25 protein-coding genes are annotated in these 20481 nt (G+C 44.1%); 14 read left to right on the top strand and 11 right to left on the bottom strand.

Annotation, left to right across the window (positions count from 1 at the left end; translation table 11 throughout):
• Positions 1–119: 119 nt before the first annotated feature.
• Both MHB63_02220 and MHB63_02215 read right to left on the bottom strand, forming a co-directional pair.
• Positions 120–533, bottom strand: a complete 414-nt coding sequence (locus MHB63_02220; protein MEK3805404.1) for a hypothetical protein — start codon at positions 531–533, stop codon at positions 120–122.
• A gap of 14 nt (positions 534–547) precedes the next feature.
• Positions 548–1909, bottom strand: a complete 1362-nt coding sequence (locus tag MHB63_02215; GenBank protein MEK3805403.1) for an amino acid permease — start codon at positions 1907–1909, stop codon at positions 548–550.
• A gap of 137 nt (positions 1910–2046) precedes the next feature.
• Between MHB63_02215 and MHB63_02210 the strand changes: the two genes are divergently transcribed.
• Entirely contained in the window at positions 2047–2784 is a 738-nt protein-coding gene (locus MHB63_02210; protein ID MEK3805402.1) for a ZIP family metal transporter, read from the top strand.
• A gap of 29 nt (positions 2785–2813) precedes the next feature.
• Here the strand turns inward: MHB63_02210 and MHB63_02205 are convergent, their stop codons facing one another.
• The 5 genes from MHB63_02205 to MHB63_02185 all read right to left on the bottom strand — a co-directional run bounded on the left by MHB63_02205 (position 2814) and on the right by MHB63_02185 (position 5531).
• The gene (locus MHB63_02205) at positions 2814–3662 is read right to left on the bottom strand and encodes a dimethylarginine dimethylaminohydrolase family protein (protein MEK3805401.1); all 849 of its coding nucleotides are present in this window, start codon (positions 3660–3662) and stop codon (positions 2814–2816) included.
• A 13-nt stretch (positions 3663–3675) separates the two neighbouring features.
• Positions 3676–3924 carry a hypothetical protein gene (locus MHB63_02200; GenBank protein MEK3805400.1) on the bottom strand — a complete coding sequence of 83 codons (249 nt, stop codon included), beginning with the start codon at positions 3922–3924 and terminating at the stop codon, positions 3676–3678.
• A 65-nt stretch (positions 3925–3989) separates the two neighbouring features.
• Positions 3990–4619 (bottom strand): LysE family transporter, encoded by a 630-nt coding sequence (locus MHB63_02195; protein MEK3805399.1) that lies wholly within the window; start codon positions 4617–4619, stop codon positions 3990–3992.
• A gap of 118 nt (positions 4620–4737) precedes the next feature.
• Complete coding sequence (locus MHB63_02190) at positions 4738–4884, bottom strand: hypothetical protein (protein MEK3805398.1); 147 nt, start codon at positions 4882–4884, stop codon at positions 4738–4740.
• An 83-nt stretch (positions 4885–4967) separates the two neighbouring features.
• Complete coding sequence (locus MHB63_02185; protein MEK3805397.1) at positions 4968–5531, bottom strand: DUF2179 domain-containing protein; 564 nt, start codon at positions 5529–5531, stop codon at positions 4968–4970.
• Positions 5532–5741: 210 nt separating this feature from the next.
• Between MHB63_02185 and MHB63_02180 the strand changes: the two genes are divergently transcribed.
• From MHB63_02180 to MHB63_02155, 6 genes are all read left to right on the top strand, one after another.
• Entirely contained in the window at positions 5742–6425 is a 684-nt protein-coding gene (locus MHB63_02180) for a sigma-70 family RNA polymerase sigma factor (protein ID MEK3805396.1), read from the top strand.
• A gap of 21 nt (positions 6426–6446) precedes the next feature.
• The gene (clpP, locus tag MHB63_02175) at positions 6447–7028 is read left to right on the top strand and encodes an ATP-dependent Clp endopeptidase proteolytic subunit ClpP (GenBank protein ID MEK3805395.1); all 582 of its coding nucleotides are present in this window, start codon (positions 6447–6449) and stop codon (positions 7026–7028) included.
• A gap of 106 nt (positions 7029–7134) precedes the next feature.
• A complete protein-coding gene (locus tag MHB63_02170) occupies positions 7135–7596 on the top strand; it encodes a GNAT family N-acetyltransferase (GenBank protein MEK3805394.1) in 462 nt (153 codons plus the stop codon).
• A gap of 1 nt (position 7597) precedes the next feature.
• Positions 7598–8158 carry an AAA family ATPase gene (locus tag MHB63_02165; GenBank protein MEK3805393.1) on the top strand — a complete coding sequence of 187 codons (561 nt, stop codon included), beginning with the start codon at positions 7598–7600 and terminating at the stop codon, positions 8156–8158.
• A 119-nt stretch (positions 8159–8277) separates the two neighbouring features.
• On the top strand, positions 8278–8787 hold the full coding sequence (locus tag MHB63_02160) for an RNA polymerase sigma factor (GenBank protein MEK3805392.1): 510 nt from the start codon (positions 8278–8280) through the stop codon (positions 8785–8787).
• Positions 8788–8939: 152 nt separating this feature from the next.
• On the top strand, positions 8940–10604 hold the full coding sequence (locus MHB63_02155) for a choice-of-anchor I family protein (GenBank protein MEK3805391.1): 1665 nt from the start codon (positions 8940–8942) through the stop codon (positions 10602–10604).
• Between the two features lie 62 nt (positions 10605–10666).
• Here the strand turns inward: MHB63_02155 and MHB63_02150 are convergent, their stop codons facing one another.
• Positions 10667–12202, bottom strand: coding sequence for a BCCT family transporter (locus MHB63_02150; protein ID MEK3805390.1), 1536 nt, complete (start codon positions 12200–12202; stop codon positions 10667–10669).
• 528 nt (positions 12203–12730) lie between these two features.
• On the opposite strand from MHB63_02150, the gene MHB63_02145 reads away from it, so the two are divergent.
• From MHB63_02145 to ssuE, 4 genes are all read left to right on the top strand, one after another.
• Positions 12731–13009, top strand: a complete 279-nt coding sequence (locus tag MHB63_02145; protein MEK3805389.1) for a YhdT family protein — start codon at positions 12731–12733, stop codon at positions 13007–13009.
• Positions 13006–14436 carry a sodium/pantothenate symporter gene (panF, locus tag MHB63_02140; GenBank protein ID MEK3805388.1) on the top strand — a complete coding sequence of 477 codons (1431 nt, stop codon included), beginning with the start codon at positions 13006–13008 and terminating at the stop codon, positions 14434–14436. The genes MHB63_02145 and panF overlap by 4 nt, the downstream gene beginning before the upstream one ends.
• Positions 14437–14573: 137 nt before the next feature.
• Positions 14574–14972, top strand: coding sequence for a peptidoglycan-binding domain-containing protein (locus tag MHB63_02135; GenBank protein ID MEK3805387.1), 399 nt, complete (start codon positions 14574–14576; stop codon positions 14970–14972).
• 136 nt (positions 14973–15108) lie between these two features.
• Entirely contained in the window at positions 15109–15669 is a 561-nt protein-coding gene (ssuE, locus tag MHB63_02130; protein ID MEK3805386.1) for an NADPH-dependent FMN reductase, read from the top strand.
• A gap of 32 nt (positions 15670–15701) precedes the next feature.
• On the opposite strand, the gene MHB63_02125 is transcribed toward ssuE, so the two are convergent.
• Together MHB63_02125 and MHB63_02120 are read right to left on the bottom strand one after the other, a co-directional pair.
• A complete protein-coding gene (locus tag MHB63_02125) occupies positions 15702–16610 on the bottom strand; it encodes a hypothetical protein (protein MEK3805385.1) in 909 nt (302 codons plus the stop codon).
• A complete protein-coding gene (locus MHB63_02120; GenBank protein ID MEK3805384.1) occupies positions 16611–17123 on the bottom strand; it encodes an RNA polymerase sigma factor in 513 nt (170 codons plus the stop codon).
• Between the two features lie 311 nt (positions 17124–17434).
• Between MHB63_02120 and MHB63_02115 the strand changes: the two genes are divergently transcribed.
• Positions 17435–18271 carry an STAS domain-containing protein gene (locus tag MHB63_02115; protein ID MEK3805383.1) on the top strand — a complete coding sequence of 279 codons (837 nt, stop codon included), beginning with the start codon at positions 17435–17437 and terminating at the stop codon, positions 18269–18271.
• 26 nt (positions 18272–18297) lie between these two features.
• On the opposite strand, the gene MHB63_02110 is transcribed toward MHB63_02115, so the two are convergent.
• A complete protein-coding gene (locus MHB63_02110) occupies positions 18298–18696 on the bottom strand; it encodes a hypothetical protein (protein MEK3805382.1) in 399 nt (132 codons plus the stop codon).
• 138 nt (positions 18697–18834) lie between these two features.
• Between MHB63_02110 and MHB63_02105 the strand changes: the two genes are divergently transcribed.
• Positions 18835–19839 (top strand): LLM class flavin-dependent oxidoreductase, encoded by a 1005-nt coding sequence (locus tag MHB63_02105; GenBank protein MEK3805381.1) that lies wholly within the window; start codon positions 18835–18837, stop codon positions 19837–19839.
• Positions 19836–20459 carry a peptidylprolyl isomerase gene (locus MHB63_02100; protein MEK3805380.1) on the top strand — a complete coding sequence of 208 codons (624 nt, stop codon included), beginning with the start codon at positions 19836–19838 and terminating at the stop codon, positions 20457–20459. The genes MHB63_02105 and MHB63_02100 overlap by 4 nt, the downstream gene beginning before the upstream one ends.
• Positions 20460–20481 lie beyond the last annotated feature (22 nt).

Here is a 20481-nt window from a genome sequence, read left to right as displayed (position 1 = left end):
CACTAAGGCGATTGATACCTGCAAATGGGAATCTATTTTAGTCCTTTAACATAACAAAACCGAACTAGCTGCTATACCCTAGTCCGGTTTTTTATGGCTAAAACAGTGATGTCCCAGCCTCATATTAACGAATCAAAAGAAAAAGCATCAACTGATGAAACTTTCCCCCGCCACCATGCCGGATTGGCCGGCTGCGTATGCTGATATTTTGCATTTCTCAGGTGGATATAAGCAGGAGGTTCTTGTTCGTCTGCTTTTTTATCACCCTGCTCTTGTTTTTGTTTCACATATTCGTCTTTTAAATCTTCAAACCGCTTTCCGATAATGCGTGACATTGTGTCATCGCGGAGATGATGAGCGGATTCTGTAATTCCGTCGTAATAAGCCCTGGAACCGATTAATACCCCCGAAACCAGTGTGCCCTGTACATTCAGTGTGACATTCATTTCAATCCCGTCATTCTCTGCAAGCGAGAGGAACATCAGCAGGACTGCATCCTCGGTTGTTGCCTGCTCTTTTTTGGCATTTGCCATGTTTCGCACCTTCCTTAAAAATATTTAGGCGTTGTCTTTTTCACTTTCCATTTTTTCTTCATAAACAGACAGACAATTGCTATGATCATCACAAAAAGCAGGCTTACATAAAATCCCGGTCTTACTTCATGATCAAGCAGGGTTCCGCTGACAGCAAACACAATCAGCACAAGGCCGGTCCAGGAGGCAATCTTCATGAGAACGGATTGCTTCAGCAGCTTAAGCGACGAGATCACAATGAAGAACCAGTTGTATAAAAGCAGAATGCCAGCTGCCGTTGTAATATACTCATAAATTTTCCCGGGCAATAGCAGTGCTGTAATAATAGAAGCAATCAGACCGATGACGGCAAGTCCAAGAGAAGGCAGCGGCAGGTCTTTTAATTTCCTGCTCTTTTTGGAAAAAAAGGCCGGTGCGTCGCCATCGTCTGCCAAAATGACAAGAAGGTTGGTTACGCCGAACAAAGATGCCGTCATCGCAGAAAAGCCTGCAATAATAATGGCCCCGTTAAAAACATGAGGGAAAAAGGGCAGATTGTAAGCTGAAAGGGCAGTGACAAAAGGACTTTCATTTTCGTGAAACACATCTGCAGAAACGATGAGAACGGCAAGCGCAAGAGATGCAACATAAACAGCCGCAAGACAAATCAGCATCACTGTTCCGGATTTAGGTGCATCTTCTTTCTTTTTCAGCTGCATGGCCATAAGTCCAATGACTTCAATTCCTCCATATGCATAAAATGCGTAGGTGAGGGAGGCCCAAAAACCTGAAAGTCCTCCAGTGAAAAGCGAGGGAAGTCCACTTCGGACCACTGGTTCCTTTGAACTTGACAGCATTCCAGCGAGCGCCGCAACGGCAAGCACAATGAACATGAGGATGGCCGCAAATTTAATCACGGCAAACAGATTTTCCGTCTTATCAAACCCTTTTGTTCCGGTCAGCACGACAAGGATGGACAATATGGCATAACCGGTGGCAAAGAGCCACAGCGGGACATGCGGAAACCAGAACTGCGAAAGAATCGAGAGGGCCGTGAGCTGACTGCCCATAATCAGAATGTTTGAAGCCCAGTAATTCCAGCCGCAGCTGAAGGCCGCCCACTTGCCGAACGCTTTTCCTGCATAGTAGCAGAAACTGCCTGTCTGTGGATCGGCTGCTGTCATTTTTGCCAGTACGTTAAAGACGATATATGTACCGAGTGCTGCCAAAAGAAACGAAAGGACAATCGATGGCCCGGTGATTTTAACTCCGATGCCGGATCCAAGGAAATACCCTGTGCCGATCGTGCAGCCGATGCCGATAAGGGATAATTGCCACCATGCAAGATCACCTTTAGCCGGGCTTTTGTTTTTGCCTGCTGGTGTACAGCTGCTCATACAATCCCTCCTATACAGTGGTATTGTTCGAATATGGGGGGGCAATTATGTATGAGGTGAAAAAACAGAAGGGGGCAATTTTAAACAATCATACATACCATAGTGTCGTGAATACATTTAAGCAGGAAGGTGATCTCTTGCTGGATATGATAATCGGCAGTTCCATCTCTGCGTTTGCCACTGCTCTCGGTGCTCTGCCCATATTGCTTTTTAACCGTCTGTCGCATAAGTTCAGGGATATGCTGCTTGCCTTTACAGCAGGCATTATGGTGACCGCGTGCAGCTTCAGTCTAATACCGGAAGCGCTTGTCAAATCAAATGTATGGGTTGTCTTAACAGGCCTTTTAATTGGTACATTTGTGCTTGACCGCATGGAAAAATACATCCCGCACAGCCATCCCGAACGTGAAAATCTCAGTTATATGCCCAACCTTGACAAAAAGACGTTTTTAATTGTTTCCGCCCTTACGCTTCACAATATTCCTGAAGGACTTTCTGTTGGAGTCAGCTATGCCGGTGATTCCGGAGGGCTTGGAGGAATCATTGCCCTTGCGATTGGCCTGCAGAATGCCCCGGAAGGTCTGCTTGTTGCTCTTTATCTTGTGAACCAGAACATGTCTAAACTAAAAGCCTTTTTATTTGCTGCTTTAACAGGCAGCATCGAAATTGCAGCAGCTCTCCTTGGCTACTCACTGACGAACTATATTGATGATTTGATTCCCTACGGTTTATCGTTTGCGGCAGGTGCCATGCTCTTTATTGTCTATAAAGAACTGATTCCTGAAAGCCACGGGGACGGAAATGAACGGTATTCGACCTATGCGTTTATAGGCGGACTTGGGATGATGCTTGCAATCATCAGCATTTTCACATGAAAAAGCCAGGGATATTCCCTGGCTTTTCCTCATGCTTCAGTTCTCCGGCTTAAAGGCATGGTGCAGCACCTGAACGACCCGCCTGATTTAATAATCTCACTGAAATCAACTTCAATCACGTCATATCCCCGTTTTTTCAGTTCGCCATTGACGCCTTTATTCTGAGGAAGACTGATGACTTTTTTATGGCCGATCGATAGAACATTTGCGCCCATGGCAAATTGTTCTTCCTCTGATACTTCAATCAGGTCAAAATGTGATTTGAGCAGCTCGTATTCAGCTTCTTCCATTCCTTCTTTGTGGATAAGGGCTTCAGTAGGGGACAGGATATTGAAAATACAGTCCAAATGCAGAATTTCCTGCTTAATTGGGATTGGGATGATCGTATAATCAGGAATCCCGGCCTGAATATGTTCAATCGCATGCTCAGTTGTCCGTTCGCTGATGCCTATGTAAACGGTCTTTTGATGGATGATGACATCTCCGCCTTCAGTCTGGTCTTCTGTAAGATCAATGAAGGGAAGATCATGATTTTTCAGCCAGTCCTTTAAAATCTGTTCTTCTCCCTGCCTGACCGGCATGCTCATGGCTGAGATGAAAATGGTATCCCCGATTGTAAAACCAATGTCTCTTGTGAAAACCTGTTCCGGAAATTCTTTTTTTGGGGGCAGATGGTGCACTTCAATGCCATTTTCCTTCAGTACATTCATAAACGCCGTATGCTGGGCAATCGCCGTTTCTACATTAATATTTTCCTTATGGTAGCGCCGCTGTGTTTCATTGATGACATGATGGATTCTCATAAATTCAGGTTTGCACAACACGACACTTTCCATTACATCGTATTCAGTATGGCAGCTTATTTTAGACGGATTCATAGTTCAGCGCTCCTTAGAAAGAATTCGTGCTTTGAAGGGCAGTCAGCGTTTCGTTTAAATGCATCAAATGCTCACTTGCATGCAGAATGTCCGGTGAGTCTTCCTCGTGTGCCCTGGCGGCGTTCACATGCTCTTTTGCCAGAGTCAGTGCTTTAAAGGCTTTTTGATATTCTTCCGGATTAAAATTCATTTGTGCCCCAATAACTGCTTCACGCGCCTGCTTGACCAATTCCTGCATCTGATTCATTTCAGATTGTTCCATTACCATTCCTCCTGCTGATTTGCTCTTTCTAGTCTGTACAGGCAAAAGATGCCTCATACAAAAACTCAGAAAAACAGCACAATCATCGCATGCCAGCCAAAATAGATGCCAAAGCCGATCATTGACACAGAAGACAGGATGGAAATCAGAATAAGCAGCTTAGAATGCAGAAAGCGCCTCGCAAAGCTTGAAGCAAGGGCCATGGCAAAATCCCAAAGCAAAATGCCGAGGATGATGGCCGCACTATAGCCGATTAAATCCTGCACGCTCGATGCCGAAGCCGTTTTCGCAAGAACAGACCCGAAAATGCCCAGCCAGAACATCACCGTAAGCGGATTTGAAATGGACATGATAAAACCGGAAGAAAAAGAGCTGAAAAGGGAGTCTCCTGCATCTTTCCGGTTATCAATATGTAATTCCCCGGCACCTTTTAAACCCTCCACCCCTGTATACATAAGGACAAAAAAACCAAATAACCAAAGAAACACCTGCACGAAAGAATTTTCAATCAGCTGAGACACACCTAAAAAAACAAGGAGCATGTACAAAATATCAGCTGACAAAGCTCCTATTCCAAACACCCACGCATGAAAAAATCCTTTTTTAATTCCACGGTTCAGCTGAGCAGCATTCACAGGGCCAACAGGTGCCGCTAGCGAAATTCCAAGAAGGATGTACGTCAGAAAAACGGTCATTTAACAGCCTCCTATACACTCTCTATATGTCATCCTATTCCTGAAAAAGGGCCTGTACGACATATTTTTAGGACAACGAAAAAAGGCCGCAAGCGGCCCCCCTGAGATCTTCCTTTTTCTATAAGAAGCAAGGATCATTAAAATAAACAATCTCGGATAAAAACTTGCACCCTTTCAAACGCTTAAATGCATCCCTCGCTTCTTCTTCTGTACTGAATTCATACATTTTGACCGATTCTTTCAGAAAAAGGGTGATCACCCACATGAAAGATCCCTCCTGTTTGATGTCCTTATTACAAGCTATTGCATGTTCCGTTAAATATGCATGAATAGAAAAAAGGCCGCTCCTTATATAGAGTGGCCTTCCTGTTTTACCTGTTTATTTTTTTTCATATTCTGTCTTTTTTTCATCGACTTTGTTAAGTAACCGCCCTTAAATGAACGGATTTCATAAGACATCATAAAGGCTGAAGGCTCCCTCAAGTGGATGATTTCCTGAAGCTCTTCTTCACGTGATCTCTTGGATACAATGTCAAGACGGTAGCGGACAGAATTCATTCCCTGTCCTTCGAAAACCGTCACGCCAAAACCGGCATTTCTTAAGTCAGTAACTAGCTCAGTGTTTTTTTCCGGTATGTTTACTTGGTACGTGATGTAGCCGATCGCAAGCTTCTTCTCAAGCATGCCGCCGAGCAGCAGCCCAATGCTGAACCCGAGTACATAGGCACTGATGTTATAGAAGTTTGATAGATCCTGAAAAACAATTCCTAAACTGATGATGTAAATGATTGCTTCAAGCAATCCTACACCAGCGGCTGATTTTGTTTGATTTTTCACCAAAAGGATGGTCCGCATCGTCAAAACCGGTACGAAAATCAGTTGCAGAATAAAGATTAACAGCGCCTGCAGCAGCATGCAAAAACTCCCTCTCCTAAAAGATACGGCAAGCTTACCATAATTCACTGCCTATTTCATGCCATATCATACATTCTTGAAATTACCAATTTTTCTGTCTCTGGTCATATCCAGGCGCAATTGTATAAAATAAAAAGTATCATACCCCGTATCTTTTTATCCGTTTTCATCCGTTTATAAAGCAGAGAGGCAAAAAGGAGTGAGAGCATGCAAGGCAACAGGCTGTCAACTAATCAGGAAAAGAAGCAGGAACATCCCAATATGAAAGAGCTGTACAGGAAGCTGCAGCAATACTGCCGGTTCTTGACCCAGGATAAATATGACGGTGAGGATGCAGCCCAGGAAGTGATGCTGAAGGCGTACTTGACCTATGATCAGAGTGCCTTGAGCTCTGCATTGTTAAACAAAATGGCTTATCATCACTGGATAGATGTGGTCAGAAAGCGCAAGAAAGAGACTCCGTGCGAGCTTCCTGAAATGAGCGGTGCGGATCATGCGAATCAGATGATTGAACGGCGGAGCTTGCTTGAGCATCTTCTCTCAAAATGCACGCCAAAGCAGGCGGTTCTCTTTTTGCTGAAGGAAGTCTTTCACTATCAGGCGAATGAACTGGCGGAGATCCTTGGAACATCAGAAACGTCCGTCAAATCAGCTGTATTCAGAGCGAAAAAGCGGTTATCCAAAGAAAAGGGCGAAGCAGATTCGTATTGGGATGAGGTGGAGAGGGAATGGCTGTCGGATTTGATGTATACGTCACTGCAGTTTCAGGATCCTGCGCCGCTGCTGAAGGCATTGCCTGATATCCTCACATTTAAAAACACTGACAGCCCTGCACTTGTGTACATTCCGTTCAGACGGTCTTCGTCTGCTTCTCTGAAAATGGCTGCATAGCCTTATGAAGGAGGAAAAAGGATGAGTACGATCCCTTACGTCATTGAAAGTTCAGGCCGCGGTGAGCGTTCCTATGATATTTATTCCCGCCTGCTGAAAGACAGGATTATTATGATTGGCGATGAAATTAATGATCACACGGCAAACGTGACAGTGGCTCAGCTGTTATTCCTGGCTGCAGAAGATCCTGATAAGGATATATCTATTTACATTAACAGTCCAGGCGGCTCAATCACTGCAGGCTTCTCCATTTTTGATACGATGCAATATATCAAACCTGACGTCAGAACGATCTGTACAGGTATGGCCGCATCTTTCGGGGCCTTGCTGCTTTTGGCCGGAACAAAAGGAAAACGTTTTGCACTTCCAAACAGTGAAGTCATGATCCACCAGCCGCTCGGCGGGGCAAGAGGCCAGGCTGCAGAGATTGAAATTTCAGCGCGCCGCATTCTAAAGCTCCGCGAGCACATCAATAAAATCATTGCTGAACGGACAGGACAGCCAATCGAAAAAGTCGCCCGAGATTCTGACCGTGATTACTATTTGAGTGCAGCGGAAGCAAAGGAATACGGCATTATTGATGAGATTATTGGAGAGAAGTAGATCTAAGACATGTCAGCTTTTAGGCTGACATGTTTTTTTTTCTTGTAATTGTCCTTCTGTTGCCTGAAAATAGAAAGTATTCTAATTTCCGGGGTGGAACATGACAATGAAACTAGTTAAAACAAATGGCCGCAATGATGATTTTCTGAGCCTCGTTAAGCTGCTTGATCAGGATCTGCATGAACGGTACGGGGATCTGCAAAAAGAATACACTCCCCATAATCAGCTGGATGATATTCACGATGTGGTTTTGATTTATAAAGATGGCGTGGCAGCAGCCTGCGGAGCCTTCAAAGAATTCGACAGCAGCACGATTGAATTGAAACGGATTTTCGTTGAAAAAACGTTCCGCGGACAGGGGCTGTCAAAGGAGATTGTGCGTCAGCTCGAACAGACGGGAGCAGAAAAAGGGTATACTGATGCGGTTCTGGAAACAGGTACAAAGCAACACGAAGCTATTAATCTATATAAAAGGGTCGGATACAGCTCCATTCCAAACTATGGTCCCTATATCGGCAAATCCGCCAGTCTGTGCATGAAAAAGTCCCTGATAAATAAGGAGAGTTAAGATGAAATTTGTATTGATTTTCGGCCCACAGGCTGTCGGGAAAATGACGGTTGGACAGCAGCTTGAAAAAATGACGGATTTGAAGCTTTTTCATAATCACATGACCATTGACCTTGTAGCTCCTTTTTTCAATTATGGGACTGTGCAAGGGAAAAAGCTGGTTGGTGAGTTCAGGAAGAGAATCTTCGAGGAAGTGGCGGGGAGTGATTTGCCCGGTTTGATTTTTACATATGTATGGGCGTTTGATCAACAGACGGATTGGGACTATGTAGAAGAGATCTGCGCTGTTTTTGAGTCAAAAGGAGCGGACGTATACTTTGCAGAGCTCGAAGCGGATACAGATGTAAGACTCCTCCGCAACAAGAGTGAACACCGCCTTGCACATAAACCAACTAAGCGCAATCTTGATTGGTCTGAAAATGATTTGCTGTCTAGCATGGAGATCTACAGACTGAACTCGGACGAGGGAGAAATAAAAAGAACAAATTATACAAGGATTAATAATACGAATCTCCCGGCCGAGGAAACAGCTCTCCGAATTAAACATACGTTCAATCTATAATTTCTTAAATCTTCTTTAAAAAATCTTAAGAAAAAGTTTCCTTTAACGCCACGTGCTGCTGGCTTATAATCATACAGGAAGAGAGAAAACAGAATATGAGAAGGATGGGTGAGTGTCAGATGCCCCCAGCAGCACTGGCGTATGAAAAGCCGTCATTTAATGAAATCTATCAAACTTACTATACCGTTATTTATCGAATTGCTTTGAGAATGACAAGAGATCCCCACATGGCGGAGGATATTGTCCAGGAAACCTTTATTAAGGCATTCTTGAAGCTTGATACCATTTTTGAAAAAGACAAACTGAAAAACTGGCTTTCCTCGATTGCAAGAAGAACGGCGATTGATCTGTTTATCAGGAAAAAGAGAAATGAGACGTCCCTCGAAGACCTTGTACTTGCGGATGGAAGAGAGTGCGTGGAGGAAACCGCTGATTATGCGTTTTTGAAAGAAAAAGCAAAAGGAGTGCTGAATGAGCTGAAAGCGGAAGAACGCGAGATTATGATGATGAAGCTGTTTCTTGGCATGAAGGATCAGGAAATAGCCGAACAGCTTTCCTTAAAGCTTCCGACTGTTAAAACGAAAATACATAGAGCGAGAAAGCAGATGAAGGCTGCTCTTGCGTCATGACAAACAAGGCTTCCTATCGGAAAAGCCTTTTTTTGTATGCTCTTATTTACTTTTACAAAGCCTCAATATTTCTTTACAGAAACTTAACCGTAATCGACCCGTTTTTTCCGATACTCTTAAGGTAGTTTTTTAAAAGGACAGGAGGAATGAAGTTGAAACGTTCAAGTCTGTACAGTAAATTAGGTGCCTTTTCTTTAGCAGGTGTGATGCTGTCATCGGGTTTTTTGGGGAATTATCCTGCAGAAGCCAAATTAAAAGGAGATTCTTCAGCTGATCCGCGTTTTACGGACAGCCTTCAGCTTGAGAAGATCGGAAACTTCAGCACTGGAATGACAGATGAAGATGGCGGAGTCGCTGAGATTGTCAAATACAACTCAGACAACAAGAAATTTTATGTCATCAACGGTAAGCAGCAGACGATTGATATCGTCAGTCTTTCAAAACTCGCTTCGGGGAAAAAGCAGGAGCTTAAAAAAGAGAAATCTTTAAATATCGCGGATGCTGTAAACTCAGCTTCCTTTCAGTATGGAGATGTAACAAGCATTGACATTCACACGAAAAAGAACATCATTGCCGTTGCCATTCAGGAAGCAGACTATGCAAAATCCGGAAAAATTGCAGTTATGGATTATGAAGGCAACCTGCTTAAAACCTTTGATGCCGGCGTTCAGCCTGATATGGTCAAAATCTCTGAAAACGGGCGATATATCGTATCGGCTGATGAAGGCGAACCGCGCGAAGGACTTGAAAAGGGCATTGATCCTGAGGGTTCTGTTACGATTGCAGATCTGAGGACCGGAAGCGTAAAGCGTGCAGGGTTTAATGATTCTGAAGTTATTAACAGCGATGTTCATATCCGCAACAACGGAACAAAAGCAGATGCAGCAAGGGATTTTGAACCTGAATACATCGCCCTAGATAAAGGTGGAAGCACTGCTTATGTGACTCTTCAGGAAAACAACGCCATTGCCGCAGTCGATCTAAAGACGGGGAAGGTCAAATCTGTTAAATCACTTGGCTATAAAGACCATTCCCTGCCTGGTAACGAGCTTGATGCAGCGCGGAATGACCAAATTGAGCTTGAACGGCTTCCGGTTCTTGGAGCATACATGCCTGACAGCGTCGCTTATATTAAGATTAAGGGTAAGGAGTATCTTGTTACGGCAAACGAAGGAGATGCTACCGAATGGGAAGAATTTGAAAACATTGCTGATTTCAAGGATGTGAAAAACAGCATTTCACTCGACTCATCGCTTTTTAAAGGGATGTCAGAAGCAGAATCCAAGGAAGCGCTCGCTCAGATGAAGCAATCAGGCAAATTTGATAAGCTTGAGGTTTTGACAGACCGCGGTACGGATGCCGTGTATACTCTTGGTGGAAGATCTTTTTCCATCTGGAATGCAAATACGATGGAGCTTGTCTATGACAGCGGCAGCGACTTTGAGAACGTGACCTCAAAGCGCTTTCCGGACGTCTTCAACTGGTCAAATGACGATACAGCTTTTGAAAAGCGCAGTGCGAAAAAAGGGCCTGAACCTGAGGATGTAAAAATCGGAAAAATCGGCAGAGACGTCTATGCGTTTATCGGTCTTGAGCGCATCGGTGGCGTTATGACATATAACGTGTCAAATCCCGCCTCTCCGGAGTTTGCCAATTACTTTAACACACGGGATTTTTCAGCAGCCATCGCAGGGGATGTTTCTCCAGAAGGACTTGAGTTCATTCCGGCAAAGATCAGCCCAACCGGCAAACCGCTGGTCCTAATTGGGAATGAAGTCAGCGGAACTGTTTCGGTTAATCAAATAGGTAATAATTAAAAAGAAACTCATAAAGACAAAAGGCTCAGAGCGAATGCTCTGAGCCTTTTGTTAGTTTAATGTTATGCAGGAGTCTCTACTTTCTTCTTCTGCTTTTTCACAGGAACTTGTGTCATTCCGAGTTCTTTTGCTTCTTTTGATAACGACTTCATTAAGCTTATGGTCATTAGCGCCATAATGACTGAGAACGGCAGAGCAGCAATAATCATCGTGTTCTGCAGGGCCTGCAGTCCGCCCGAGTTTAGGAGGACAAGTGCGATGGCAGCAAGGAAAATGCCCCAGATCACTTTGACGCTGTTGCTCGGGTTCTGTGAGCCGTTGGTTGTCATCATACCGAGTACGAATGTTCCGGAGTCCGCAGATGTGATGAAGAATGTTCCTACAAGCAGCATGGCAATGATGGAAAGAACGGTTCCCATCGGATAGTTTTCAAACACACCGAACAGTGATTCTTCTGTGGCAAGTGCTGAAATTTTTGCAATTCCTTCATGCTCGAGTAAAACAGCCGATCCCCCGAACGTCGAAAACCAAATGAATCCAATAAGTGACGGGATTAGCAGGACGAATACAATAAATTCACGAATGGTTCTTCCTTTTGATACACGGGCAATAAAGATGCCGACAAAAGGTGACCATGCGATCCACCAGGCCCAGTAGAAGATGGTCCAGCCGTTGATCCAGCTCCGGTTTTCTTCGTCAAGAGGCGAAATGCGGAAGCTCATATTCAGCAGGTTCTGAAGGTAAGTTCCGATTGTATCTGTAAATAAATTAAGCGTAAAGAGTGTTGGACCAAAGATAAACATCAGCATGAACAGGGCGAATGCCAAAATCATGTTCGCATTGCTCAGGATTTTGATTCCTTTTCCAAGTCCGCTGAGCGCAGAGGCTATAAAAAGGATGGTAAACACAGCCACAATGACAAACTGTACCCAAAGATTTGAAGGAATCCCGTACAGGAACGTCAGACCCCCATTAATTTGAACAGCTCCAAAGCCAAGAGTAGTTGCTACTCCAATAACAGTAGCGATAACAGCGATGACATCAATCGCCTTGCCGACAGGCCCATCTGCATGGCGGCCTATTAGAGGTCTCAATGTAGCGCTTATGAGTGCCCGCTCACCTTTACGGAAGGTGAAATATGCGAGAACGAGTGCAACAATCCCGTAAATAGCCCATGCATGAATTCCCCAGTGAAAAAACGTAAAACGCATAGAGTTTCGGATTGCCTGATCTGTGCCTGTCTCTCCGGTAGGCGAGCTGATTGCATAATGGCTGATTGGCTCAGCTGCTCCCCAGAAGACAAGGCCTATTCCCATTCCTGCACTGAACAGCATGGCAAGCCAGGTTGGACGTGAAAACTCAGGCTTATCCTCCTGTTTCCCAAGTTTAATCCGGCCAATCGGACTTACGAGTAAATATAAACAAACAAACACAAACGCGGTCACGACAATCAAATAATACCATCCAAATTTATCTGTAATCATTCCTTGCAGACTTCCAGTCACACTCTCAAGTGTTTTAGGTGCAGCGACACCCGCAAGCACAAGAAGAGAGAGAATGGCAGCCGATACGTAAAATACTGCTGAAACTTTTTTCATATTCAATTAAAAACTCCCATCTTTGATAGATTCGCAGAGGGTTTACTTCAATTGGAAAACACAAAAACATGCAAAACCAACAAATCTCTTTTTTCATTTCTATGAAGCAATAGTAACTAACCCTTAAAGATTGCGTTAAAAAAATGCATTAACCAAATCATTCTCACTTAGCTATTATTTGCTCATGAACACTAAGCTGCCTGCTCTCGCAGGCAAAAATACCGGATGGATGATTGCGCCGTGCGCGCCAGTAAACATGATGTCCGCTGCAGGAAGGGGCAAAAAAGGCACTTGAACAGTATAACGCATCTTTCCGGACTTGTCTCATCGTGACTTGAATCGTGATAGAAAGTGAGAAAAAGATTTTGCATGTTTTTGTGTTTTTGAAGCAGACCTCTGAGTACAATTCCCTATGCCGGAGGGCTCTAAACCTGTTTTTTTCGAAAGAACGCTCGAAAAACCCTGATGATTCTTCCAGTGAAGATAGCTATAATGAATACTAGAATTTCTTTTGAAAGGAGAGCGGGTATGAAAAAAAGCAGTGACTGGCGATTTAAGATTGCCCACAGGGAAGCGAAAATCGGACTTGTTCTTGTTATTTTTAATTTTATCTGGTGGTTTGGCTTCGCGTACGGCCTCGGTTCGGGCGATCCTGAATCCTACAAATACGTGCTCGGTTTGCCGGAATGGTTTTTCTACAGCTGCGTGCTCGGGTTTATTGTGATGCTTGTCCTTGTTGCGCTGATTGTTGGATTCTTTTTTAAAGAAGTGCCCTTTGATGATGCAGAAGAGGGGGATTCAAATTGAACTGGCAAGTTATTTTTCCTCTTTTGCTGTTTTTAGTTCTGATTTTTTTAGTTGGATTCTTGGCAAACCGTCACGTGAAGTCCGCTGATTCGTTCCTGCAGGAGTATTTTCTGGGAGGAAGACAGCTGGGGGGCTTTGTTCTTGCGATGACAATGATTGCTACATACGGAAGTGCAAGCTCCTTCATTGGCGGTCCGGGTGTTGCTTACACTAAAGGCCTTGGATGGGTGCTTTTGTCAATGGCCCAGCTTGCGACAGGGTATTTTGTCCTGATGGTGCTCGGCAAAAAATTTGCCATTATGGCAAGGCAGTATAAAGCGATCACGCTTATAGACTTTCTGAAAGAACGGTATCAGAGTCATGCCGTTGTTATTCTTTCTGCGGTAAGCATCATTGTCTTTTTATTTTCAGCCATGGCGGCACAATGGGTTGGAGGGGCAAGGTTAATTGAGTCTCTCACCGGAGTGTCATATACAACCGCATTGTTTATTTTCGCAGTATCTGTCCTTGTTTACGTCATTATCGGCGGTTTCAGGGCAGTTGCGCTCACAGATGCTGTCCAGGGTGTCATCATGTTTATTGGAACGCTTGTGCTTTTGGTTGCCGTAATCATAGCCGGTGGAGGTATACCTGCGATTATGGCAGATCTCGCAGCTGAAAATCCTGATTTTGTGTCTCCGTTTGGTGCTGAGCGGGACTTGACGCCGCTTTATGTTTCCTCCTTCTGGATTCTTGTCGGGGTTGGAGTAGTGGGCCTTCCGCAAATTACTGTCCGTGCGATGTCTTACAAGGATTCAAGGTCGATGCACAAGGCCATCATTATTGGGACGGGCGTCATCGGCTTTATTATGCTCGGCATGCATCTTATTGGTGTTTTTGCACGTTCTGTTCTTCCGGGAATCGAAGTCGGAGATCAGGTGATGCCGACGCTGACGCTTGAAGTGCTTCCGCCGCTGCTTGCAGGACTTGTCCTGGCAGCACCGATGGCAGCAATCATGTCAACGGTTGACTCTCTGCTGATTCTTGTCAGCTCGGCTGTTGTAAAAGATATTTACCTGAATTATATCAAGCCTGATGCGAGTGAAAAACAAGTGAAAACAGCAAGTTTCTGGGTGACAAGTATTATAGGAGTGTCTGTTGTGCTGTTTGCCCTGAGTCCGCCGGATTTGTTGATCTGGCTGAATCTTTTTTCATTCGGAGGCCTGCAGTCTGTTTTTATCTGGCCTGTTATTTTTGGTTTGTACTGGACCCTTGGAAACAAATACGGAGCGCTTGCATCAATGATTTTCGGAATGGGATCCTACATTTTGTTTGACAGGCTTTATCCAAATGCGCTCGGCATGCACACAGTCGTTCTCCCTATTCTGATTTCACTCTGTGCTTATGTCCTTGCGAGTTTGTTTACACAGCGGGCATCTGAGAATTAACTCATATGGAAATTTGAAACCAATCAGCCCCATCATTCGTACCTATATGGAGGTTCAAGTACTTTCTGGGAATACATAAAGAATGGAACGGCAGTCAGAGTACATGAACGGAATGATTTTTTTAGGGGGAAGTACATATGTCATTAGATGCAAAAGCGTATTCGTGCAACGGGAGAAGTGCATGGGAAGAAAATGCCCGTACAGAAAATGAAGGTTATCAGTGGATTATCAGCAAGTCGGATAAAGGCTTTGTCCGGTCCGGCGGAATCATATGCGGAGTTGTCCTCAGCAATATCGTGATTGATTTCAGCCATGCGTATCTTGCTAAGGATGGTTATTCGGGAAACAAGTCCGCCTATGTCGCCGCCATTCAGCGGACACTCTCCTGCCTCGGCTATTCGCCGGGTTCTGCTGACGGGATTTTCGGAAGTATGACGGAACGTGCCGTAAAGGCATTTCAAGCTGATAAAGGCTTGTCTTCTGACGGCATTGTCGGGAAAGATACGTATTACTGTCTTTCAACTGCAAGGTATTAAGTTTGACCGCATCCGTTTCATTCGTGTAAAATACAGACAATTGAAAATTTATGCTAATTTGTAAAATAAAGGCCTCACTTACTGCATTGTCATGCTGTATTGAGGCTTTTCTTTTACTGGGAAGGGATGAGAAAAGTTGGGATATATTGTGTCAATATCAGGAAGTCCTTCAGCAGAATCAAGATCTGCCGTATTATCAAGTTTCCTTCGGAGGGAAGCTGAACAAAAAGGAACAGAGGTAAGAGAGTTCTCTGTTCTTGATTTTGATCCTGCCGTATTAATTCACGGAAAATATGATGATCCATCTATCGTGAATATTGGAGAAGTATTGCGCGGGGCGAGCGGGGTTATTATTGTGTCTCCTGTCTACAAGGCAGCCTACACAGGTGCTCTGAAGGCGCTGCTCGATCTTCTTCCTCAGGATGCCTTTAAAGATAAACCTGTCTTTCCGTTAATGGTAGGTGGAAGCTTTGCTCACCTGCTTGCGATTGATTATTCTCTAAAGCCTCTTTTGGCTGCTCTAAGTGCACAGACGATTCTTAAAGGCGTTTATGTACTTGATAAATTTGTTGATAAAGCGGATTTAAACAGTCCTGTTAAAGATGAAGAAGTGCAATCTAAAATTGAAGTTCAATTGGGACAATTCCTTGAAATTTCTCTGAAAATGAGCAGTGAAGCAAAATTAGAGCAGAAATAAAGGGAAAACAGGGTGCCCGGGCACCCTGTTTTTTAATCTTCCAGCTCCAAAATCCTCATCGGATCAAACTCAATTTCCTTTGCTCCTTCAGGTGGACCGGCATCGAAAAGCGAATGGTTTTTCTCTGCTTCAATCACTTTGAATTCAACAAGCTGTGGCAGGTCGTCGTTCGATATCTTCACTCCGTCTTCAAAACTGAACTCATTGATCACCCAATTCGTTTCCTGGTCAAACCAGTATTCAACCTTCGACCCGTCATCAAACGTAATTTCGTACATGTCTGCCTTTCTTCCGACATACGTGGTTTCTCCCAGTTTTTTTATTTGGTCGGAATCGAGTCCATTAAAAATATCCTGTGTCATCTGGGAGATGGTGTTATCAAGTTTTTCAGATGTGTAGACATGGTCATCTTTATAATAAGTAAGGCGTGTGGTTCCATCTGAGACTTCGTAATTCCCGTTTTCATACTCCTGCCTGTTTTTTCGGCCTGACATATAGGAAATTGTCTTTTTTCCTTGGGGTGATACTTTGACTGTATAGATGACAGGCACAGTTTCTTTTTCTTTTTCTTTATCATCCTCTTTATGCTCAAGAGGTTTGTCCATCTCAAGGAATTTGTCCCCAATCAGCTCGTTCAGCGCTTTTTCGATGGCTGCTTTTACCGGAGGGGTATTCCAGGCTGCAAGGCAAAGGATGAAAAGGGATGCGCATATGAGAGCTGCACGTTTGAGATATTTATATGGATGCTGTTTCTTTCTGGCAGGAATCAAGACAGCTTCCTCTTCCAAAATGAGGTCTAGCGCTTCTTCAAGCTGCAAATATTCCTCAAAAGTCTGAGAGCATCCGTCACACTCCCCAATATGTTCAAGCAAGGTATCCTGTTCTGCTTCAGAAAGCTGGTCAAAAATGAGAATCCGGTCCCGGCACGTTTCGCAGTTCATTTAGAGCACCCCCTTACTTTTAAGTGCTTCCAATAGTTTCTTGCGTCCCCTGAATACTCTAGTTTTGACCTTTGCAAGGGTAATATTGAGCACAGAGGCGATTTCATCATACGAATGGCCCTGGTTTCGCAGAATCAGAATGTTTTTCGTTTCTTGATCAAGTGATTGAAAAACTTCTTTTACTTCTAGCATCATTTCTTTTGAGAGAAAAGCACGTTCAGGAGTTTCGCTGTCCATGGAGCCATGGCGTTTCAATTCTTCGCTTGCGTGCGAAACAGCATCCTGGGTGCGTTTAAGTTTCCGCAAGTGATCGTAGGCTGTATTTTTCGAGAGGATGGTGATCCATGCTTCCATGTTTTCAGGTAGTGCTTTTGTTGAATCCGAGAAATACCGGAATATCTTGATGGAAGCATCCTGGAAAATATCATCGGCCAGAGAGGGATTTTTTATGATTTTTCTGATTGTTCTCTCCATTCTGGGCCGGTGCGTTTCAATCAGTTTTTCAACATTCACGTTCTTCTTCCCACCCTTTTGCCTTACTGACTTGACGTATTTCATTTCAAATTGTTTCGGTAATATGTAAAGAATGTAAGAAATTTATCAAACATCTGTCATTATAGCAGAGGAAAACGCCTTTATTGGTCATTTTTTCTATAAAAAATTCATTTATTAGGTTTAAGTTGATATAAAACAGGGAAATTAAACAACTACCCAATTTTTGGGGGTTCTTTGGCATGCCTTACAAAATCATTCATTTGGCGCTTTTTTAAAGATTGAAGTAAAATAAGAGAAGGAAATGAGCTAGAAGCAGGAGGAGAAACATCGTGCACAGAAACCAGAAATTCTACACCTATTTGCAGCAGCGTGCTCCGCAGTTAACAGAGGAATGGTACGAATCAATTGACCGGTCAGATACTGGAGGCGTTTACGTATCAAATGATCCGGGGGTCATAAAAGCTCTTAAAGCGCAAAATCAGGAATTTCACCAGCGGTTTATTCAAGTCTTCTCTGAAGAAGATGTAGACTTTATGGAATTGTTCGAGGAGTGGATTGTACGCATTGCAAAGGACGGCGAGCATTTAAGCACACCGATTCAATTTGTGATAAAAGAGTTTATGCGTACACGAAGCCAGTATTTAAAAGAGGTCGAAGCATTTATTCAAATGCATCCGAATGAGTACACAAGCGAGAAAATAGAGGCAATAAAAGATCTGATTGTACGAGCTCATGACAGAGTGATCTATCATTTTGTCGTTGAAACGCAAAGAACGTCAGAGCTGCAGCTGAAAGCCCAGCAGGAAATGATTTATGAACTGAGTTCACCCGTGATTAAATTGAAAGGTGAATCGGCCCTGCTTCCTCTAGTAGGAGATATAGATACAGCACGTGCAAAAATGATACTCGAAAATACACTGAAGCAGTGCACGGAAAAAGGTGTTGCTCATTTGTTTATTGATCTCTCAGGCGTAGTGATGATCGATACAATGGTTGCACATCAGATCTTCCAGCTGATTGATGCTCTGAATTTAATCGGCATTAAATCGACTCTCTCAGGTATCCGCCCTGAAATCGCGCTTACGTCCATGCAGCTTGGGCTGACGTTTGAAAATGTTTCGATTAAATCAACCTTGTCAAAAGCGCTTGAAGAAGAAAATAAATAAAATGAGAGCGGACATGTCGTCCGCTCTCATTTTATTTTCTCAAGAACTGCAGCTTCAATTTTATGCAAAACCGTCGTCATTTTCCCGTCTATATCCTTTTTCGTTACACCGACTACTTTCCAGCCCTGTTTCCGGATATATTTCCTTTTGCCGAGGTCTTCTATTTTTTCTGCATCCATCATACAGCGGAGTGCAACTCTGTAATAGGGAAGGACCAAATCAAGCGTGTAAGGTCCGCACTTTTCTTTGACCCTGACATAATAGCCATTGTTCCGGAGAGTTGTGTAGAGGCGCTGCTGCACCCTGTTTTCAAAGGAGATCGCCTCTTTGTTTAAATGAGGATCCGGGTTCATATGAAAACAGAACAGGACAATAAATAGCGGCATCCATATTAAAATCAGAAAGATAAGGGTAATCTGTGTCAAACCTGTCACCTCCTTTTAACAGGATGTGCCCTGTATTCCGCTGTTATTCGTGGTAAAATAATGAAGATCATGCAGTTCATCATTCAGTCTGTCAGCCAGTATAATGAACCCATCTCACATTAGAAAGAAGTGGAAGGATTGAAACTCAGTATACTCGATCAGTCCCCGATTTCATCCGGATCCTCAGCGGGAACAGCTCTGAGGGAATCAGCACGTCTTGCCAGGGCGGCTGAAAAAATGGGGTATCACCGCTACTGGATAGCGGAGCATCATGACATGCCCGGTCTTGCCTGTCCTGCGCCTGAAATTATGCTGAGTTATATCGGGGCAGACACCGAAAAAATCCGCATCGGTGCCGGTGCTGTTTTGCTCCCGCATTATAAGCCCTATAAAATCGCAGAAACCTTTCATATGCTCTCTGTGCTTTTTCCGGGAAGGATAGATCTTGGCATCGGCAGGGCACCAGGGGGATCGGCAGAAGCAACAATGGCATTATCAGACAATTTCCTGGAAAATGTCCGTACAATGCCGCACAAATTTAAAGAGCTGCTTCATTTTATTCATGGTGATTTTCCTGCAGAAAATTTCTATTCCACTCTGAAAGCAGCGCCGGTGCCTGGAATCCCGCCTGAAGTGTGGCTTCTTGGGACGAGCATAAAGAGCGGAAGGCTTGCTGCGCAGACGGGAACGGCCTATGCCTTTGGAGAGTTTATGAGCGACAAAGACGGGGTGGACATGCTAAAAGAATACAAAACCCGCTTTCAGCCTAAATATGAGCTGAAACAGCCGAAATCCCTTCTTACCGTGAGTGCTATTTGCGCCGATTCCACTGAAAAAGCAAAAGAGTTAGCCGGAAGTCTCAGACTTTGGCGAATTCAGCAGCTAAAGGGGATCACCGGAGGCATTCCGTCGGTTGAAGAAGCAAAATCCTATACATACAGCCGGGAAGAACGTGAGATGCTGCAGAGCTCAGAAGGCAAATTAATCGCAGGCAATCCCGCAGAAGTAAAAAGGAAACTGATCGGCATAGCGGGAAAATACGGCGTGAACGAAATCATGATTGTTACAATTACACACAGCTATGAGGACAGGCTGAGGTCGTATGAACTGATTGCAAATGAAATGGGAGAGATGATGACATGAAAAAGACGGCAGTACTGATCATGGCCATGCTTTTGCTCATCCTGACAGCATGCGGAAACAAAGATCAGGAGCAAAGCGCTGAGGAGCCTGTAAAAAAAGTAGATAAAAATCCAATTGTCACCATTACAATGGAAAATGACAAGCAAATCAAAGTAGAGCTGTATCCTGAAGTCGCGCCAAATACGGTTGCTAACTTTATTTCGCTGATTAACGATAAGTTTTATGACGGACTGATTTTTCACCGTGTGATTCCTGAGTTTATGATTCAGGGGGGAGACCCTGACGGAAATGGAACAGGCGGTCCAGGCTATTCGGTTAAAGGAGAGTTCAGTTCAAATGGTTTTGAAAACAGCCTGAAACACGAACGCGGCGTGATCTCAATGGCCCGCTCACAGGAGCCTGACAGCGGAGGTTCGCAGTTTTTTATTATGGTTGCTGACTATCCAAGCCTTGACGGCGAGTACGCATCCTTTGGAAAAGTAACGGAGGGTATGGAAGTGGTCGATGAAATCGTTTCTGTCCAAACGGAGAACGATAAGCCGCTGGAAGACCAGAAAATGAAATCTGTTACTGTTGAAACATTTGGCGAGGAATACAGCGAGCCGGAAAAAGCAGAATAAAAAGCTTACCCCCTGCCATGGC

Source organism: Bacillus sp. FSL H8-0547, from assembly GCA_038002745.1.
Lineage (GTDB): Bacteria > Bacillota > Bacilli > Bacillales > Bacillaceae > Bacillus_P.
The sequence above is the reverse complement of the archived record's forward strand: the minus strand, read 5'-3'. Positions and strand labels throughout refer to the sequence as shown.

Coding starts and splice junctions, on each gene's coding strand:
- MHB63_02135 (MEK3805387.1), top strand. CDS start 14,574: ATGTCATTAGATGCAAAAGCGTATTCGTGCAACGGGAGAAGTGCATGG.
- MHB63_02160 (MEK3805392.1), top strand. CDS start 8,278: ATGCCCCCAGCAGCACTGGCGTATGAAAAGCCGTCATTTAATGAAATC.
- MHB63_02125 (MEK3805385.1), bottom strand. CDS start 16,610: ATGAACTGCGAAACGTGCCGGGACCGGATTCTCATTTTTGACCAGCTT.
- MHB63_02100 (MEK3805380.1), top strand. CDS start 19,836: ATGAAAAAGACGGCAGTACTGATCATGGCCATGCTTTTGCTCATCCTG.
- MHB63_02180 (MEK3805396.1), top strand. CDS start 5,742: ATGCAAGGCAACAGGCTGTCAACTAATCAGGAAAAGAAGCAGGAACAT.
- MHB63_02145 (MEK3805389.1), top strand. CDS start 12,731: ATGAAAAAAAGCAGTGACTGGCGATTTAAGATTGCCCACAGGGAAGCG.
- MHB63_02205 (MEK3805401.1), bottom strand. CDS start 3,662: ATGAATCCGTCTAAAATAAGCTGCCATACTGAATACGATGTAATGGAA.
- MHB63_02220 (MEK3805404.1), bottom strand. CDS start 533: ATGGCAAATGCCAAAAAAGAGCAGGCAACAACCGAGGATGCAGTCCTG.
- MHB63_02215 (MEK3805403.1), bottom strand. CDS start 1,909: ATGAGCAGCTGTACACCAGCAGGCAAAAACAAAAGCCCGGCTAAAGGT.
- MHB63_02150 (MEK3805390.1), bottom strand. CDS start 12,202: ATGAAAAAAGTTTCAGCAGTATTTTACGTATCGGCTGCCATTCTCTCT.
- MHB63_02165 (MEK3805393.1), top strand. CDS start 7,598: ATGAAATTTGTATTGATTTTCGGCCCACAGGCTGTCGGGAAAATGACG.
- MHB63_02170 (MEK3805394.1), top strand. CDS start 7,135: ATGAAACTAGTTAAAACAAATGGCCGCAATGATGATTTTCTGAGCCTC.
- MHB63_02195 (MEK3805399.1), bottom strand. CDS start 4,619: ATGACCGTTTTTCTGACGTACATCCTTCTTGGAATTTCGCTAGCGGCA.
- clpP (MEK3805395.1), top strand. CDS start 6,447: ATGAGTACGATCCCTTACGTCATTGAAAGTTCAGGCCGCGGTGAGCGT.
- MHB63_02190 (MEK3805398.1), bottom strand. CDS start 4,884: ATGTGGGTGATCACCCTTTTTCTGAAAGAATCGGTCAAAATGTATGAA.
- MHB63_02200 (MEK3805400.1), bottom strand. CDS start 3,924: ATGGAACAATCTGAAATGAATCAGATGCAGGAATTGGTCAAGCAGGCG.